The sequence below is a fragment of the Allokutzneria sp. NRRL B-24872 genome (assembly GCF_002155965.1).
Classification (GTDB): Bacteria; Actinomycetota; Actinomycetes; order Mycobacteriales; family Pseudonocardiaceae; genus Allokutzneria.
This window is the reverse complement of the sequence record NZ_MUMH01000205.1, coordinates 1-16,165: the sequence shown is the minus strand read 5'-3', so window position 1 is coordinate 16,165 and position 16,165 is coordinate 1. Positions and strand designations below refer to the sequence as shown.

The following is a 16,165-nucleotide window of genomic DNA, read 5'->3' as shown; positions in this document are numbered from 1 at the left end:
CCCCAACGGGCACCAGCCCCCGCCCAACACCCCGCCGCACGGTCAGCAGCTGCCGCCGTGGAGCGCCGGTCGCTGATCACCTTGCCGGACGCGTGACATGTCCGATCACGCATGTCAGGCTCGGTCCATGGTGGACGCGGAGAACGCCTGGTACTTCTGCCTGAAGCACCACACGGCCGAGCAGGGCAAGGCCTGTCGCGGTGCCGACCGGATGGGGCCCTACCCGGACCGGGCGACGGCGGAGCGCGCGCTGGAGATCGCTCGCCAGCGCACGGATCGGGCCGACGAACAGGACCGGACGTGGGCCGATGACGAGGACTAGGACCAGCCGAAGCGCGCTCAGCGCGGTTAGGCTCTGCCTGTGCTGAGTCCGGCGGGCGGCGACCACGACGGCGCGTCCCTGCCCGGATTCGCCGCCATCCGCGCCGAGTTCCCGCTGCCGGGCCCCTTCCCCGAAGCCGCGCTGGCCGAGGCCGAGCGCGCCGCCGGAGTGCCGGACGGCGTGGACCGCGTCGACGCCACCGACCTCCCGCTGGTCACGGTCGACCCGGTCGGCAGCCGCGACCTGGACCAGGCGGTGCTGATCGAGCGCCTGGGGTCCGGCTTCCGCGTGCACTACGCCATCGCCGACCTGGGCGTGACGATCCGCCCCGGCGGAGCGCTGGACGCCGAGGTCCGCAGGCGCGGGCAGACCTTCTACCTGCCAGACGGCGCCATCCCGCTGCACCCGCCGGTGCTCTCCGAGGGCGCGTCGAGCCTGCTCCCCGGCCAGGAGCGCGCGGCGGTGCTCTGGACGATCGACCTCGACTCCGACGCCGAGCCGACCCGGGTCGAGCTGCGCAGAGCGCTGGTGCGCTCGGTGGCGCGGCTGGACTACGCGGGCGCGCAGGCCGCGATCGAGGCCGGGACCCCGCACCCGTCGATCGCCGCCCTGCCCGAGCTGGGCAAGCTCCGCCGCAAGGCAGCGGCCGCGCGCGGCGCGATCGAACTCGAACTCCCCGAGCAGCAGGTGGCCCCGGACGGCAACGGCGGTTGGCGGGTGGTGATCCGCCCGAGGCTGGACGTCGAGACCTGGAACGCCGAGATCTCGCTGCTCACCGGCATGTGCGCGGCGAACGTCATGACCGGGGCCAACGTCGGTGTGCTGCGGACGCTGCCCGACGCGCCGGAGCAGGCCGTGGTCGAACTGCGCCGCTCCGCCGCCGCGCTGGGCATCGACTGGGCCGAGGACGCCGACGCGGCGAGCCTGCTGATCGGCCTCGACCCGGCCAGCCCCGCGACGATGGCGCTGCTCGACGACGCCACCCGGCTGCTGCGCGGGGCCGGCTACACCGCCTTCGACGGCGTCGCCCCGCACGTGCGCGGGCACGCGGGCATCGGAGCTCCGTACGCGCACGTCACGGCCCCGCTGCGGCGGCTGGTCGACCGCTTCGCCACCGAGGTCTGCCTCGCGGTGACGGCGGGCAGGGAGGTGCCGGAGTGGGTGCGCGAGGCCCTTCCGGAGCTGCCGCCCGCCATGGAGAGCTCCGACCGGCTGGCCGCGCAGGTGGAGCGCGCGTGCATCGACCAGGCCGAGGCGTGGACCCTCGTCGGCCAGGTCGGAAGACTTTTCCCCGCTGTGGTGTTGCGGACCAACGGGGAGAGCGGTGGAACCGTCTTCCTGCTCGACCCGCCCGTCGTCGGCAAGTGCCGGGGTGACGGGTTGGTCGAGGGCCAGCGGATCACGGCGAGGCTCGTCGAGGTCGACCCGGCCGCGCGCCGGGTGACCTTCGAAGCCGCCGAACTTTGATGTCGATGAGGAGCATGAGTGACTGAGACCGATGTGCGTTCGCTGACCGTCGGGGTCTTCGGCGGCACCGGAGCGCAGGGCAAGGGCCTGGCCTACCGCTGGGCGAAGGCGGGGGTGAAGGTCGTCATCGGCTCCCGCGACGCCGCCCGCGCCGAAGCCGCCGCGGCGGAGCTGGCCAGCTCCACGGGCGGTGACGTCACCGGCGCCGACAACGCCTCCTGTGCGGAGACGGCGGACATCGTGCTGGTCGCGGTCCCGTGGGACGCCCACGCGAAGACTCTGGAGCCGCTCCGCGAGACGCTGGCCGGCAAGATCGTCATCGACTGCGTGAACCCGCTCGGCTTCGACAAGCAGGGCCCGTTCGCCCTGGCGGTCGAGGAGGGCAGCGCGGCGCAGCAGGCCGCGGCGCTGCTGCCGGAGTCGCGGGTCACCGCCGCCTTCCACCACGTCTCCGCCGTGCTGCTGGCCGACCCCGAGGTCGCCGAGGTGGACATCGACGTGCTCGTGCTCGGTGAGGACCGGGAGGCCACCGACACCGTCCGCGCCCTGGCCGACCTGGTCCCGGGCATGCGCGGGGTCTTCGGCGGTCGGCTGCGCAACGCCGGCCAGGTCGAGGCGTTCACCGCGAACCTGATCGCGATCAACAAGCGCTACAAGGCGCACGCGGGCATCCGGATCACCGACGTCTGACATGAGAGACGACCTTGGCGCGCCCGTCGAGCTGCCCGAGCGGCCTCGGCGGGTCGTGTCGTTGGTGCCCTCGCTGACCGAGGTGCTGGCCGCCGAAGTCCGTGACGCGCTCGTCGGCGTCACGGACTACTGCACGCACCCCGCGGACCTGGACCTGCCCCGGATCGGCGGTTCGAAGTACCCGAAGGTCGACCAGGTCCTGGCGCTGAGCCCGGACCTGGTCGTGGCCAACTCCGAGGAGAACCGCCCGGAAGAGGTCGCTCAGCTGCGCGAAGCCGGTGTGCCGGTGTGGGTGACCGAAGCTCCCGCGACCGTCCCCGCCGCGCTGGCTTCGATCCGCAGGCTGCTGGCGGAGGCCTTCGCCCTCGCCGAGCCGGAGTGGCTGCGCGAGGCGGAACGCCTGTGGAACCGCGAACTCCCACGGGTCACCGCGACCGCGATCGTGCCGGTGTGGCGCAAGCCGTGGATCGTGGTCGGGCGCGAGACCTTCGCGGGCGACGTGCTCCGCAGGCTCGGCGTCGCCAACGCCTACGCCGAGCACGAGGACCGCTACCCGCGACCCAAGCTCGACGAGCTCCAGGCCGTGCGGGCGGACCTGGTCGTGCTGCCCGACGAGCCGTACGAGTTCACCGCCGACGACGGTCCAGAAGCCTTCCCCGGAACCAGGTCCGTGCTGGTCAACGGCCGTTTCCTGACCTGGTACGGCCCGTCGTTGGTGCACGCGCACGCCGAGCTGGCCGCCTCGCTCGACGCGCGTCCCACCGATCCGGCCTGAACCGTCCTATCGTCGAGGGCATGGCGACAGCGCAGTTCGGCTCGGAAACGTCCCAGCGCGGCGAATGGGTCCGCCAGGCCAACCGGTTCACCGACCGCGTCGGCGCGTCGGACTGGCCGCTCGAAGCGGGCCGCTACCGGTTGGTGGTCTCGCTGGCCTGCCCGTGGGCGCACCGCGCGGTGATCGTCCGCAGGCTGCTCGGCCTGGAGGACGTGCTCTCCCTCGGCGTCGTCGACCCGATCCGCGACGACACGGGCTGGCGCTTCACCCTCGACGAGAACGACCGCGATCCCGTGCTGGGAATCGGTTTCCTGTCCGAGGCGTACCTGGCGACCGACCCGGAGTTCGCCGGGCGCTTCACCGTGCCGAGCATCGTCGACGTGCCCAGCGGCAAGGTCGTCACCAACGACTACCCGCAGATCACCACGGACTTCTCCTTGCTGTGGAAGCCCTTCCACCGCGAAGGCGCGCCGAACCTGTACCCGGAGACGCTGCGCGAGGAGATCGACGCGATCAACGCGGAGGTCTACCGCGATGTGAACAACGGCGTCTACCGCTGCGGTTTCGCGACCTCGCAGGCCGCCTACGACAAGGCCTACGACGCGCTGTTCGAGCGGTTGGACGCGCTCAGCGCGCGGTTGGCCGACCAGCGCTACCTCGTCGGCGACGCGATCACCGAGGCCGACGTCCGGTTGTTCACCACGCTCGTGCGCTTCGACGCGGTCTACCACGGACACTTCAAGACCAACCGGAACAAGCTCACCGAGATGCCGGTGCTGTGGGCCTACGCCCGGGATCTGTTCACCACGCCCGGGTTCGGGGAGACGGTGGACTTCGACCACATCAAGCGGCACTACTACGCCACGCACCACCAGCTGAACCCGAGCCTCATCGTGCCCAAGGGCCCTGACCTCGGTAGCTGGTACGAGCCGCACGGCCGCGAGGCCCTCGGCGGCAGCCCCTTCGGTGCCGGGACGCCGCCGAGGTAGTCCCGCGAGCGGTCAGTGGAAGACGTGCTCCGGCCCGGGGAACTCGCCGCCGCGCACCTCGTCGGCGAACTGCCCGACCGCCTGGGACAGCACTCCGGCGAGGTCGGCGTAGCGCTTGACGAAGCGGGGCGCCTTGCCCTGGTTCAGCCCGGCCATGTCCTGCCACACCAGCACCTGCGCGTCGCAGTCCGGCCCGGCGCCGATGCCCACGGTCGGGATGACCAGCTCGGCGGTGATCCGCTTGGCCACCTCCGCGGGCACCATCTCCAGCACCACCGCGAACGCCCCGGCCTCCTGGAGCGCGAGCGCGTCGGCCACCAGGTCGTCCCCGGCGTCACCACGGCCCTGCACCCGGTAGCCGCCGAGGTTGTGCTCGCTCTGCGGGGTGAAACCGATGTGGCCCATGACCGGGACGCCCGCGGCGGTGATCGCCTCCACGTGCGGGGCGAAGCGCCTGCCGCCTTCGAGCTTCACCGCGTGCGCCTGGCCGTCCTTCATGAACCGCACGGCAGTGGTGAGCGCCTGCTCCGGTGAGATCTGGTAGGAGCCGAAAGGCAGGTCGGCGACCACGAGCGCCTTGGTCACCGACCTGGTCACCGCGCGCACGAGCGGCATCAGTTCCTCGACGCTGACCGGAAGCGAACTGGAATAGCCGAACACCGTGTTCGCCGCGGAATCCCCGACGAGCAGCACGGGAATCCCGGCCTCGTCGAAGATCTTGGCGGTGAACATGTCGTAGGCGGTGAGCATCGGCCACGGCTCACCGCGCTGCTTCAGTTCACGAAGGTGGTGGACGCGAACCCGGCGCGCGGGCTTCGCGGTGCTTCCAGCGCCGTACGGCGCGGATTCCTCAACCGGAACATGGCTGGTCATCGTCGACCGTCCTCCCTCAAGGCCGCCGAGCCGGCTGGTCCCTGGGTGTGCGGATGATGTCCAGGTCAGGGTGACACGCGCCGTGCGCCGCCGTGAAGCTCTGCGACGGGCTTCACATGCCGAGGACGTAGGTCCGGTCACCGCCCCAGCTGCTCTTGAAGTTCCACACGCCCAGCCGCACGGAGAGCTTGCGGTTGGCGAGCAGCTTGCCGGTCACCCGGTACTTCAGCTCCGAACCCTCGGGGAACGCGACGGCTTCACCGGAGAAATGGGCGGTGGCGGTCGAGACCTCGTGCTGGGTCTCGACCGCGGTCGGGCCACCCGCGAGGGAGGCGATGGCGAAGGAAGTGGCGGCGGCGAAAGCAGAAAACGACATGGCGGCAAAAGTAGTGATCTGTCGCCGCCGCGCCAGTTCGCTTCGGACCGCCCCAAACAATGGTCAGACGCGGTGCTCCCGCCAGGCATTGGTGATCGGCAGTCGGCGATCCCTGCCGAAAGCCTTGAAAGTGATCTTCGTGCCCGGCGGGTACTGGCGGCGCTTGTACTCCGCGCGGTCCACCATCTGCAGCACCCGTTCGATCAGCTCCGGCGCGAACCCGGCCGCGACCAGGTCCCCGAAGCCGCTGTCGCCCTCGATGTAGTCGTCGAGCACGGCGTCCAGCAGTTCGTAGTCCGGCAGGCTGTCGCTGTCCTGCTGGCCAGGGCGCAGTTCCGCCGACGGCGGCTTGGTGATCGAGTTCTCCGGGATCGGTGGCACCTCGCCGTTCTTCTCCGCCTCGGCGTTGCGCCACTTCGCCAGCCGCCACACCAGCGTCTTCGGCACGTCCTTGATCGGCGCGAACCCGCCGACCGCGTCGCCGTAGATCGTGGAGTAGCCCACCGCGAGCTCGGTCTTGTTGCCGGTGGCCAGCACCAGGTGCCCGTGCTGGTTGGACAGCCCCATCAGCGCCATGCCCCGGCAGCGGGCCTGGATGTTCTCCTCCGCGAGCCCGGTGAGGCCCAGTTGCGAGACGAACACCTCCACCTGCCTGCCGATCGGCACCTCCTGGAAGTGCGCGCCAATCCGTTGCGCCAGGTCAGCGGCGTCGGTGCGCGAGTGCTCCGAGGAGTACTCGGATGGCATGCCGACGCCGTGCACCGCGGCTCCGCCGAGCGCGTCGGCGGCCAGCGCGGCGACCACAGCGGAGTCGATGCCGCCGGAGAACCCGAACACCACCGACCGGAAGTTGTTCTTGCGCACGTAGTCGCGCAGGCCCACGACCAGCGCGTTCCACACCTCAGCGTCCTCGCTGAGCGGTTCGGCGACCGTGCCCGCGACCGGCTCGTACGGCGCCAGGGGCGCGGAGCTGACCACCGTCCTGCTGACCTCGAAGCCGCCGATCGTGCCTGTGCGGTCGTGACCGCCGGGCTCCAGGTTGAAGTCGTGCACGAGCAGGTGCTCCGCGAACTGCGGTGCGCGCGCCAAGATCTGCCCGTCCGGCGAAGCGACCAACGAGTCTCCGTCGAAGACCAGCTCGTCCTGTCCGCCCACGAGGTTCACGTAGGCCATCGGTGCACCGGCTTCGGCAGCGCGGCGACCGACGAGCGGGCCGCGTGCGTCGTCCTTGTTGCGCTCATAAGGCGAGCCGTTGATGCACACGACGAGGTCGACACCAGCTTCGCCGAGCGCGGCGACCGGGCCACCGTCCTGCCAGATGTCCTCGCAGATCACCACGCCCACGTCGAGCCCGTGCAGCCGCACGATCGGTAGCGTGGTCCCCGGCACGAAGTACCGCGCCTCGTCGAAAACGCCGTAGTTGGGCAGGTGGTGCTTGGCGAGCCTGCCGAGCACCGCGCCGTTGTGGATGAACGCGGCGGCGTTGCGCGGACCTTTCTCGTCGTGGTCCAGGTAACCGACCACTACGAGCGCGTCCCCACAGCCAGCTGCTGCGAGCTGACCGGCGACCTCGTCGAGCGCGGAGCGCGACGCGAGCGCGAAGGACTTTCGCAGCGCGAGATCCTCCACTGGGTAACCGGTGAGCGCCATCTCCGGGAACGCGACCAGCGCCGCGCCCTCGTCCACGGCCTTGCGGGTCCATTCCACGATGAGTTTGGAATTGCCGACGAGATCGCCGACACATGCGTTGACCTGGGCGAGAGCGAGGCGGAGCTGGGCCATAAAGGATATTTTCGCGCATTCGGCGGCCCCCTGGGTAACTTCGCCGCATCTGGCACACCGCATCTGGAACAACACAGCTCCTGGCAGGATCACCGCATGCCCGTTGTGGAACGACGTTGGACCGCCCTGTGCGCGCTGTCCGCAGTGCTGCTCGCCGGATGCACCGCTACTCCGTCGAACAACCAGGCCCAGGTGCAACCTCGCGTCGAACAACGCGGACCGGCCGGGCCGGTGCCTGCCGGACTGGAGCGCTACTACGCGCAGAAGCTCACGTGGGAGTCGTGCGACGGGTACGCGGTGAGCTCCGAGCAGCGCGAGGCGTTCCAGCGCCGCACCGTCGAATGCGCGCGGATGACGGTGCCGTTGGACTACGCGAAGCCCGGCGCACGCGACATCACCCTCGGCCTGCTGCGCCGCCCGGCGACCGACAAGGCCAACCGCGTCGGCTCCGCGGTCCTCAACCCCGGCGGACCCGGTGCCTCCGGCATGGCCGCTGCGGCCGGGATGTCCGGGCAGGTGCGTGACAACGACCTCGGCAAGCGCTTCGACCTGGTCGGTTTCGACCCGCGCGGTGTCGGTGCCAGCCAGCCGGAAGTGCGCTGTCTGACCGACGCCGAGCGCGACGAGCTGCGACTGGACACCGATCTCGACTACTCGCCCGCGGGCGTCGCGGCGTCCGAAGCGGAGGAGAAGGACTACGCCACGAAGTGCGCCGAGCGGACCGGAACCGACGTCCTCGCCAACATCGGCAGCCGTGACGTCGCGAAAGACTTGGACGTCATGCGCTCAGCTCTGGGCGACGAGAAGCTGACCTACATCGGCTACTCGTACGGCACGCGCATCGGCACCGTGTACGCGGAGACCTTCCCCGGCAACGTGCGCGCGATGGTGCTCGACGGCGCCGTGGACCCCGACCAGGACCCGAACACCGAACTCGTCGCGCAGGGCGCGGGCTTCCAGAAGGCGTTCGACGCATTCAGTCGCTGGTGCGCACAGCGCTTCGACTGCGCGCTTGGCACCGACGCGACGCAGACCGCGAAGGTCTTCCAACGCCTCGTGCGACCCCTCGCGGAGAAGCCGATCGCCTTGAAGGACGGCCGCAAGCTCTCCTACGGCGACGCGGTGACCGCAGTCATCCAAACCCTCTACGCCGAGACTCTGTGGGAAGGCCTCAACAACGGCCTGAACCAGCTCAGCAAGGGTGGTGGCGAGGTCCTGATGTCCCTGGCGGACAGCTACAACGGCCGTGGGACCGACGGGCGCTACTCCAACATCAACGACGCGTTCTCCGCCGTGCGCTGCGTGGACGACGCGAGGACGAGTGAGCGCACGGTCCGCGCAGACGTCGAGCGCCGCTACCGGCAGGCCGCGCCGTTCCTCGACGACGGTTCGCCCGTGGTCGGTTATCTCGACGCGTGCGCGTTCTGGCCCGCTCCGGTGTCCGCGCAGCCGTTGCGCGCCGACCTACCCGGTCTGCCACAGCTGCTCGTCGTGTCCACGACCGGCGACCCGGCCACGCCGCACGAGGCGGGCATCAAGCTCGCCAGAGTGCTCCGCGCGCGACTGCTCACCCAGGACGCGACGCGGCACACCGGTTTCCTCTCCGGCAACTCGTGCGTCGACGCCGCGGGCATCGCCTACCTGGTGGATCTGAAGGTGCCGGCGGAGGGCGCGCGCTGCGCTGGTTGATCGCGCGCGGCCCCGGACATCTAGGGTGAGAACATGGATCGCCAGCAGGAGTTCGTGCTCCGCACCCTGGAAGAGCGCGACATCCGGTTCGTCCGGCTGTGGTTCACCGACGTGCTCGGGTTCCTGAAGTCCGTCGCCGTCGCGCCCGCCGAGCTGGAGGGCGCCTTCGCCGAGGGCATCGGCTTCGACGGCTCCGCGATCGAGGGCTTCGCGCGGGTCTACGAGTCCGACATGGTCGCCAAGCCCGACCCGGCCACCTTCCAGGTGCTGCCGTGGGAGACCGGCGACGGCAGCCACTACTCGGCGCGGATGTTCTGCGACATCTCCATGCCCGACGGCTCCCCGTGCTGGTCCGACCCGCGCCACGTGCTGCGGCGCACGCTCGCCAAGGCCAGCGAGGCGGGCTTCACCTGCTACGTGCACCCGGAGATCGAGTTCTACCTGCTGCGCCAGCTGACCAGCGACGGCACCTCGCCGGAGCCCGCCGACCGCGGCGGCTACTTCGACCAGGCCAGCCACAACGCCGCGCCGCACTTCCGCCGGCACGCGATCGAGACGCTGGAGGCCATGGGCATCTCGGTGGAGTTCAGCCACCACGAGGCCTCGCCCGGCCAGCAGGAGATCGACCTGCGCTACGCCGACGCGCTGACCATGGCCGACAACGTCATGACCTTCCGCTACGTGGTCAAGGAGGTCGCGATCACCCAGGGCGTGCGCGCGTCCTTCATGCCGAAGCCGTTCTCGCAGCACGCGGGCTCCGGGATGCACACGCACTTCAGCCTCTTCGAGGGCGACCGCAACGCCTTCTACGACAGCGAGGACCCCTACGAGCTGTCGCAGACCGGCAAGGCGTTCGTCGCGGGCCTTCTCAAGCACGCGCGCGAGATCAGTGCGGTCACCAACCAGTGGGTCAACTCTTACAAGCGCCTCATCGTCGGTGGTGAAGCCCCTACGACCGTGTGCTGGGGCCACGCGAACCGATCCGCGCTCGTGCGCGTGCCGATGTACTCGCCGGGCAAGGCGTCCTCGCGCCGTGTGGAGCTGCGCAGCCCTGACTCCTCGTGCAACCCGTACCTCGCCTACGCGGTCATCCTCGCCGCAGGGCTCAAGGGCGTGCAGGAGGGCTACGAGCTGCCAGAACCCACCGAGGACAACGTGTGGTCGCTGACCGAGGCCGAGCGCCGCGCGGCGGGCTACGACGCGCTGCCGTACAACCTCGCCGAGGCGCTGGCGGTCATGGAGAGCTCGGAACTGGTCGCGGAAACGCTCGGGGAAGCCGTCTTCGACTACTTCCTCCGCAACAAGCGCTCCGAGTGGGACGACTACCGCCGCCAGGTGACGCCGTTCGAGCTGAGCACCTACCTGCCGATGCTCTGAGGCTGTGGCTGTCAAGGTCTGAACGAGGGGTTGACCCGAGCCAGGATCGAGGCTGGGGTGGGGGCCATGCGCCGCCGCCTCAGCACGGTCCTGATCGCAGCAGCCAGCATCGCCGCGTTCACCCCTGCCGCCCAAGCCAGCGAGAACCTGGACAGCGCGACGATCCCCGCACTGCAACAGCAGATGTCGGCAGGACGGCTCAGCGCGGTGCGTCTTACTAGCGCCTATCTGCACCGCATTCGCACGGTCGACCGCAAGGTGCGCGCGGTGCTCCGGGTAGAGCCCGACGCGCTCGCGCAGGCTGCGGCAAGTGACGCGCGCAGGAAGGCCAACGCGCTGCGCGGCCCACTAGACGGCATTCCGGTGCTCTTAAAGGACAACATCGACGCCGGAATCACCACAGCGGGCTCGCGCGCGCTCTTGAACAGCCGTCCCGCGAAAGACGCTGAGCTGGTTCGGAAGCTCAGGGCCGCAGGCGCGGTGATCCTCGGGAAGACGAATCTCTCCGAGTGGGCCAACTTCCGGTCCACAAAGGCCACATCTGGCTGGTCCGGCGTGGGCGGTCAGACCGCGAACCCGCATGTGCTCGACCGCAACCCTTGTGGCTCGTCCTCGGGCTCTGGAGCCGCGGTCGCCGCGTCGTTGGCGCAGGTCGCGATCGGTACGGAGACCAACGGCTCGATCGTCTGCCCCGCCGCCGCGAACGGCGTTGTCGGACTCAAGCCCACGCTCGGCACGGTCAGCGGTGAAGGCGTAGTGCCGATTTCCCACGAACAGGACACCGCTGGCCCCATTGCGCGCCACGTCGTGGATACAGCGATCACGCTGAACACGTTGCGTATTAAGCCCGCCGCAGCGGACAACACGAAGCTCCAAGGTGCGCGCATCGGCGTGTGGCGCAAGGCGGGACTGGATCGCGACGTCGACCGTGTCGTCAACGCGACTGTAGACCGCTTGCGCGCCAACGGAGTCACGGTCGTTGACGTCGAACTGCCGTATCTGGACGAGGCGGGGGAGCACTCGCTCTCCGTGCTGCTCAGCGAGTTCAAACGCGACCTCCCCGCGTACCTCGCGACGCGCGTGGGCGGTCCGAAGACACTTGAAGAACTCATCGACTTCAACGCGAAGGACCCGGTCGAGCTGTCGAAGTTCGGCCAGGAACTGTTCACGCAGACCCTTGCCGCCACACCGACAACAGACCCCGAGTACCGGCGCAAGCGCGCGCTCGTGACGGATCTCTCCCGTCGGTCGGTCGACGAGACCGTCGCGAAGCACCGCCTGGACGCGATCCTCGCACCGACCAACAGTCCGGCGTGGAAGACCGAGTACGGCGAGGGCGACGCGTTCGTCCTCGGTTCAAGCGGTCCGGCGGCCATGGCGGGCTACCCCAACATCACGGTTCCCGCAGGTGCGGCTGGGCCGTTGCCCATCGGCGTGTCGCTGTTCGCCGGGCGCGACACCGACGCGCGCCTGCTGTCCCTCGCCGCTGACTTCGAACGCCGTCAACCAGCGCGGCTGACCCCGAAGTACCTGTCGACGTCGCCGCGTTGACCCAGTTCGATCCGATCTTGGAGGCGCTTGTGCTCCGGTTGACCGACCCCGAACACGGTCCGTGCGGGATAGGTTCTGCGTCGTGACCGAGGCACCAGCGATGTCCGAGCAGACGACCGAACCGCAGCCACAGCCGCAGGCCGTGCTCAACGCGTGCACAGTGGCCACGAGAGCGGACCTGCCCGCTGTTCGCCTGCTCAGCGGAGCCTTCCTCGCCAAGCACCCCGGCGGTCGCTTCCTGGCACTGCTGGTGGACGCCGACCCCGCCGCTGTCGGGCCGGGTCTGCTCACCCCGGCGGACATCGGCGTCGACGCGGCCGAGCTGTCCTGGCTCGCCACCGCGTGCACACCCGACGAGCTGCGCGCCGTGCTGCAACCGCGCCTGATGATGCGACTGCTCGCCGAACTCGGCCCCGTGCTCTACCTCGACCCGAACGTCCTCGTCCTGGACACGGTCGTCGACGAAGTCCTCAGCGCTGTTTCGCGCAGCCCCGTCGTGTTGCTCCCGCGCGTCCTGGAGCCGCTACCGCGCGACGGTATGCGCCCGGCACCTGAAGAACTGCTCACGGCCGGCATGTTCGACCCTGGCTTCATCGCGGTCGCGCCCGGCTCCGCGCCGTTCCTCAACATGTGGGCCGAGCAGGTCCGCCAGGCCCCCGACGCCGCCGGTGGCTTCCTCGACGGCGCTCCCGCGCTGGTCGAGCACGAGGTGCTGCGCGACCCGGGTATCGGTGTCTCGATCTGGAACATCGACCAGCGCCCGCCGTGGCGCGACTCCAAGGGCCGTCTGCTCGTCGGCGACAAGCCGCTGCGCACCGTGCACCTTTCCGGCTTCGACCCGCAGCGTCCGTGGCTGCTGTCCGCGAACATCGCCGACCGCCCGCGCGTGCTCCTCTCCGAGCACCCGCCCATGGCGCAGCTGTGTGCGATCTACCGCAACGAGCTGGTTCGGGTCGGTCACAACCGCGAGCGCGCCCCCTACGCGTTCGCTGCGCTTCCCGACGGCACACCGATCCCCGACGCTCTGCGCCGCGAGTACCGACGCGTCACGCAGCAGCGCAACGGCGTCCCGCCCGCCAAGCCCGCGGTCGGCCCGGCTGCTGACGCCGCGGACTTCCTCCGGTGGGCGTGCAAGCCCGCCGACGAGAACCAGCACGCGTCCGGCGGTTCGCGCTGGGGCGCCGCCCTGTGGCAGGACGACCCCGAGCTGCGCAGGCAGTACCCCGACCCGTTCGGTGCGCAGGCCAAGGAGTTCCGCACCTGGTGCGCCACGACCGGTGTCGCGACCGGCCGCGTGCACCCGGACGCCGTGCCCCGACTCGACCCCAGCTCCAGCCTCGCCCTCGTCGACCAGCTCGGCGTGAGCGTCGTCGGCACGGGCGCCGAGGCCGAGCTGCTCCGCGCGACCGTGCGCGCGTCCGGCCTCCCGACCGCCGACGACCCGGTCTACCCCGTGGTGCTGCGCTGCGCGGGCGCGCTCCCTGTCCCCGGCGACCGCTACGTCATCTCCGTGAGCCCTGACGGCGTCCTCACCGCACCACCGTCCGAAGTGGACGAGATCTGGGTACTCTCCGACGCGACCAGGCAGGCGATGCAGAACCTCGCGTCCGCCCCGGTCCGCGTGCTCGCGCTGCCGGTGCCCGATCGCGGCGAGGTCGACCGCCCCGCGCGCAAGGCCGCCCGCGCGCGCTTCGGCCTGGACGACGGCATCGTGTTCATCTCCGCCGTCGACCACACCGCGGAGCGCAGGGGCAACGCCCTCGGCCTGGTGTCCGCGTTCCTCAGCGCGTTCCCCGACCGCGAGGACGCCCGCCTCGTCCTCGCCGTCAGCGGCGCCGCGCGCAACCCTGAGGCCGCCGAGCGCCTACGCCTCGCCACCGCCTCCGACCACCGCATCCTGCTCCTCGAACGCGGCAACGACGGCCGTGTCATCGACATCGAGCTGACCGACGACCTCCTCGCGATGGCCGACTGCGTCGTCTCGTTGCACCGCGCGGAGGGCAACGGCGCTGACCGAACCTCGTTGCAGCTGGCCCGCGCGGCGAGCATGTCGCTGCCGATCCTCGCCTCGCACCACGGCGCGGTCGCCGAGATGTTCACGCCCGAGGTCGCGATGCTCGTGCCGTGCCACGGCGTCGGCACCGAGCCGGACGCGCAGGCAGCCGTCGAGCTGATGCGCTCCGTCGCCGAGGACCCCGAAGCGACCGTCCGCCTCGGCCAGGCCGCGCGCGAGCACCTCACGCACAGCCGCACCCTCGACGGCACCGCGAAGCAGCTCCGCGACCGTGTCGAGCACGCGTACCGGGGATGGCGCACGCAGCACGCCGCTCCGCCGCCCGGCCCCGCAGAGGACCCGCTCCGCCCGCTGCTCGTCGCCAGGCACGCGCTCCTGCGCAAGCCGAACGTGGAGACCGAGAGCCGCACTCCCGGCGCACCGGCGCTCCGCAAGGCCGTGCTCCGCGTGCTGAGCCACTACGACAACCACCTCCGCGAAGTCCTCACGGCGGTCGTGGACGGCGTCGAGCGCACTGCGGGCGAGCTCGCGCGCAGGCAGAACGAGGACGGGGGAGCGGGCGGAGGCCGTCCGGACGCAGATCTCCGCGCGGACGTCGTCCAGCTCGCCGAGCGGCAGACCCAGCTCGACGACCAGCTCATCGGCGTTGACGACGGCGTTGTCCGCGCTCGCGCCGACATGGCCAGCCAGGGCCGTCGCCTCCAGGCCGTCGAGGACTCCCTCGCCGCACGCGACGCCGCGCGGGACAAGCAGATCGACACGCTCGCCGAGCGCATCGACAAGCTGACCTCCGCGCTCAACCGCACGCTCGACCGCATCGACTCGCTGGAGTCGCGCGTGGTCACCACGCTGCGCGAACGCGACGCGCGCCTGGAGTCCGGCGTCCGCGCCGCCAACGACGCGCTGCGCACCGCCGACTCGCTCCGACGGATCGTCGTCCGCGAGCACGACCGGGCGGGAGACTCAGACCCCTCCTTAGAAGGAACACCGACTTCAGTGGTACTCACTGACGCGGGCCTGCTGCGCCTGCCCGCCGAAGACTCCCTGATGCTGCCCGTGCTCTCTACCAACGGTGTGTGGGAACCGGAGCTGTCCGCGCTCATCGACTCCCTCGTCGAACCGGACGGGGTCTTCGTCGACATCGGAGCCCACGTGGGCTACCACTCCATCCGCGTGCTCAACATGCTCGGCACGAGCGGAGCCGTCGTCGCGGTCGAACCCGACGCGCAGGCCAGCGCGCTGCTGCGGCACAACGTCGGCGTGAACGTCTCGCCGGCCGTCGCCGAGCGACTGTCCGTCGTGGACGCCGCCGCGTGGGACTCCTCGACCGAACTCGCGATCCGCCCCGCTCTCACCGGCGGCGTGGTCGTTCACCCCGCGGGGGAACCCGTCGAGGGGGAACAGCCCGCACCGACCGTGCGCGCCGTTCGCCTCGAAGCCGAGCTGGACGCGTTGCCCGCCGCGAACGGAATGCGCCTGTCCGTGGTGAAGGTCGACGCACCAGGTGGAAGTCACCGCGCGCTCGGTGGCCTGGTCCGCCTGCTTCGGCGCGACCGCCCGCACGTGGTGTGCTCGCTGTCACTCCGGCAGACCCTGGAGCTCGGCGACGACCCGGTCGCGGTGCTCCGCGAGTTCGGAACGTGGGGCTACGACCTGGTGCCGATCGGTGGCACCGAGCCGAAGGAGCCCGCCGACCTGCTCGAACCCGATCCCGAGACCGGCCGGACCCCGGACACGCTCAGCCTGTGGCTGCGCCCCCGCGGTCGCTGAACCCGATCACCCAAGATCGACCCACAAGCCCCTGACCAGCAGATTTGACTTCCCGTGCGGCGCTGCGTAACTTTCTCTTCGCCGCACGGGAAGCCGAACGGACCGGGATCGAGAGAGACCGGGCAGGACGGCTGGACACTCCGGGTCGAGCGGGTTGACACCGCGATACGAACCGGGTAAGTTACTGCGGTGCTTCTGATTCGCAGCTGACAGGCTGGCCCTCTGTTGAGGGGGTCACTTCAAGACGGCTCCGTTGATCAGATAGCGTACTACCTCGGGAACAACACACTGCCTGACAAAACCCGCCTGGGTGCGGTGCGTCGCTGGCGTGTGCTCCCGCCTGTAGTGAAGTGAATATTTTCCGATGGTGGTTTCACCATGTCCGGAATGGTTTTCCTTTTGTGGAAAAGCGGGGTGAGGCCCCGATTTGACACCGGGAAAGCGGCCCGGATAAGGTTCCACCGAGCACCAACCGAATCGGAACCGGCCA

General features: G+C 70.3%; 13 protein-coding genes. 9 read left to right on the top strand and 4 right to left on the bottom strand.

What is annotated here, in order from left to right:
• Window positions 1–127 precede the first annotated feature (127 nt).
• From CCN37_RS35455 to CCN37_RS35435, 5 genes are read left to right on the top strand one after another with little or no spacing between them, the layout of a single operon-like run.
• The gene (locus CCN37_RS35455; RefSeq protein WP_086829471.1) at window positions 128–322 is read left to right on the top strand and encodes a hypothetical protein; all 195 of its coding nucleotides are present in this window, start codon (window positions 128–130) and stop codon (window positions 320–322) included.
• 39 nt (window positions 323–361) lie between these two features.
• The gene (locus CCN37_RS35450; RefSeq protein WP_371505555.1) at window positions 362–1,789 is read left to right on the top strand and encodes an RNB domain-containing ribonuclease; all 1,428 of its coding nucleotides are present in this window, start codon (window positions 362–364) and stop codon (window positions 1,787–1,789) included.
• Between the two features lie 18 nt (window positions 1,790–1,807).
• Window positions 1,808–2,479 carry an NADPH-dependent F420 reductase gene (npdG, locus tag CCN37_RS35445; protein ID WP_086829469.1) on the top strand — a complete coding sequence of 224 codons (672 nt, stop codon included), beginning with the start codon at window positions 1,808–1,810 and terminating at the stop codon, window positions 2,477–2,479.
• 1 nt (window position 2,480) lies between these two features.
• Entirely contained in the window at window positions 2,481–3,254 is a 774-nt protein-coding gene (locus tag CCN37_RS35440) for a helical backbone metal receptor (RefSeq protein ID WP_086829467.1), read from the top strand.
• Between the two features lie 20 nt (window positions 3,255–3,274).
• On the top strand, window positions 3,275–4,243 hold the full coding sequence (locus CCN37_RS35435) for a glutathione S-transferase family protein (RefSeq protein ID WP_086829465.1): 969 nt from the start codon (window positions 3,275–3,277) through the stop codon (window positions 4,241–4,243).
• A 12-nt stretch (window positions 4,244–4,255) separates the two neighbouring features.
• Here CCN37_RS35435 and panB read toward each other — a convergent pair whose 3' ends face one another.
• From panB to CCN37_RS35420, 3 genes are all read right to left on the bottom strand, one after another.
• A complete protein-coding gene (gene panB / locus CCN37_RS35430) occupies window positions 4,256–5,116 on the bottom strand; it encodes a 3-methyl-2-oxobutanoate hydroxymethyltransferase (RefSeq protein ID WP_086829463.1) in 861 nt (286 codons plus the stop codon).
• A 112-nt stretch (window positions 5,117–5,228) separates the two neighbouring features.
• A complete protein-coding gene (locus tag CCN37_RS35425) occupies window positions 5,229–5,492 on the bottom strand; it encodes a hypothetical protein (RefSeq protein WP_086829461.1) in 264 nt (87 codons plus the stop codon).
• A gap of 63 nt (window positions 5,493–5,555) precedes the next feature.
• Window positions 5,556–7,274 (bottom strand): NAD+ synthase, encoded by a 1,719-nt coding sequence (locus CCN37_RS35420; RefSeq protein ID WP_086829459.1) that lies wholly within the window; start codon window positions 7,272–7,274, stop codon window positions 5,556–5,558.
• Between the two features lie 96 nt (window positions 7,275–7,370).
• On the opposite strand from CCN37_RS35420, the gene CCN37_RS35415 reads away from it, so the two are divergent.
• From CCN37_RS35415 to CCN37_RS35400, 4 genes are all read left to right on the top strand, one after another.
• Window positions 7,371–8,963 carry an alpha/beta hydrolase gene (locus CCN37_RS35415; RefSeq protein ID WP_086829457.1) on the top strand — a complete coding sequence of 531 codons (1,593 nt, stop codon included), beginning with the start codon at window positions 7,371–7,373 and terminating at the stop codon, window positions 8,961–8,963.
• Window positions 8,964–8,996: 33 nt separating this feature from the next.
• Window positions 8,997–10,340 carry a type I glutamate--ammonia ligase gene (glnA, locus tag CCN37_RS35410; protein WP_086829455.1) on the top strand — a complete coding sequence of 448 codons (1,344 nt, stop codon included), beginning with the start codon at window positions 8,997–8,999 and terminating at the stop codon, window positions 10,338–10,340.
• Window positions 10,341–10,406: 66 nt separating this feature from the next.
• Complete coding sequence (locus CCN37_RS35405; RefSeq protein ID WP_086829453.1) at window positions 10,407–11,891, top strand: amidase family protein; 1,485 nt, start codon at window positions 10,407–10,409, stop codon at window positions 11,889–11,891.
• A gap of 82 nt (window positions 11,892–11,973) precedes the next feature.
• Window positions 11,974–15,675: an FkbM family methyltransferase gene (locus CCN37_RS35400; protein ID WP_143261965.1), complete on the top strand. Its 3,702-nt coding sequence runs from the start codon at window positions 11,974–11,976 to the stop codon at window positions 15,673–15,675.
• 234 nt (window positions 15,676–15,909) lie between these two features.
• Here CCN37_RS35400 and CCN37_RS41170 read toward each other — a convergent pair.
• Window positions 15,910–16,165: hypothetical protein (locus CCN37_RS41170; protein ID WP_210408352.1), on the bottom strand; the 256-nt coding region annotated here is incomplete at its 5' end.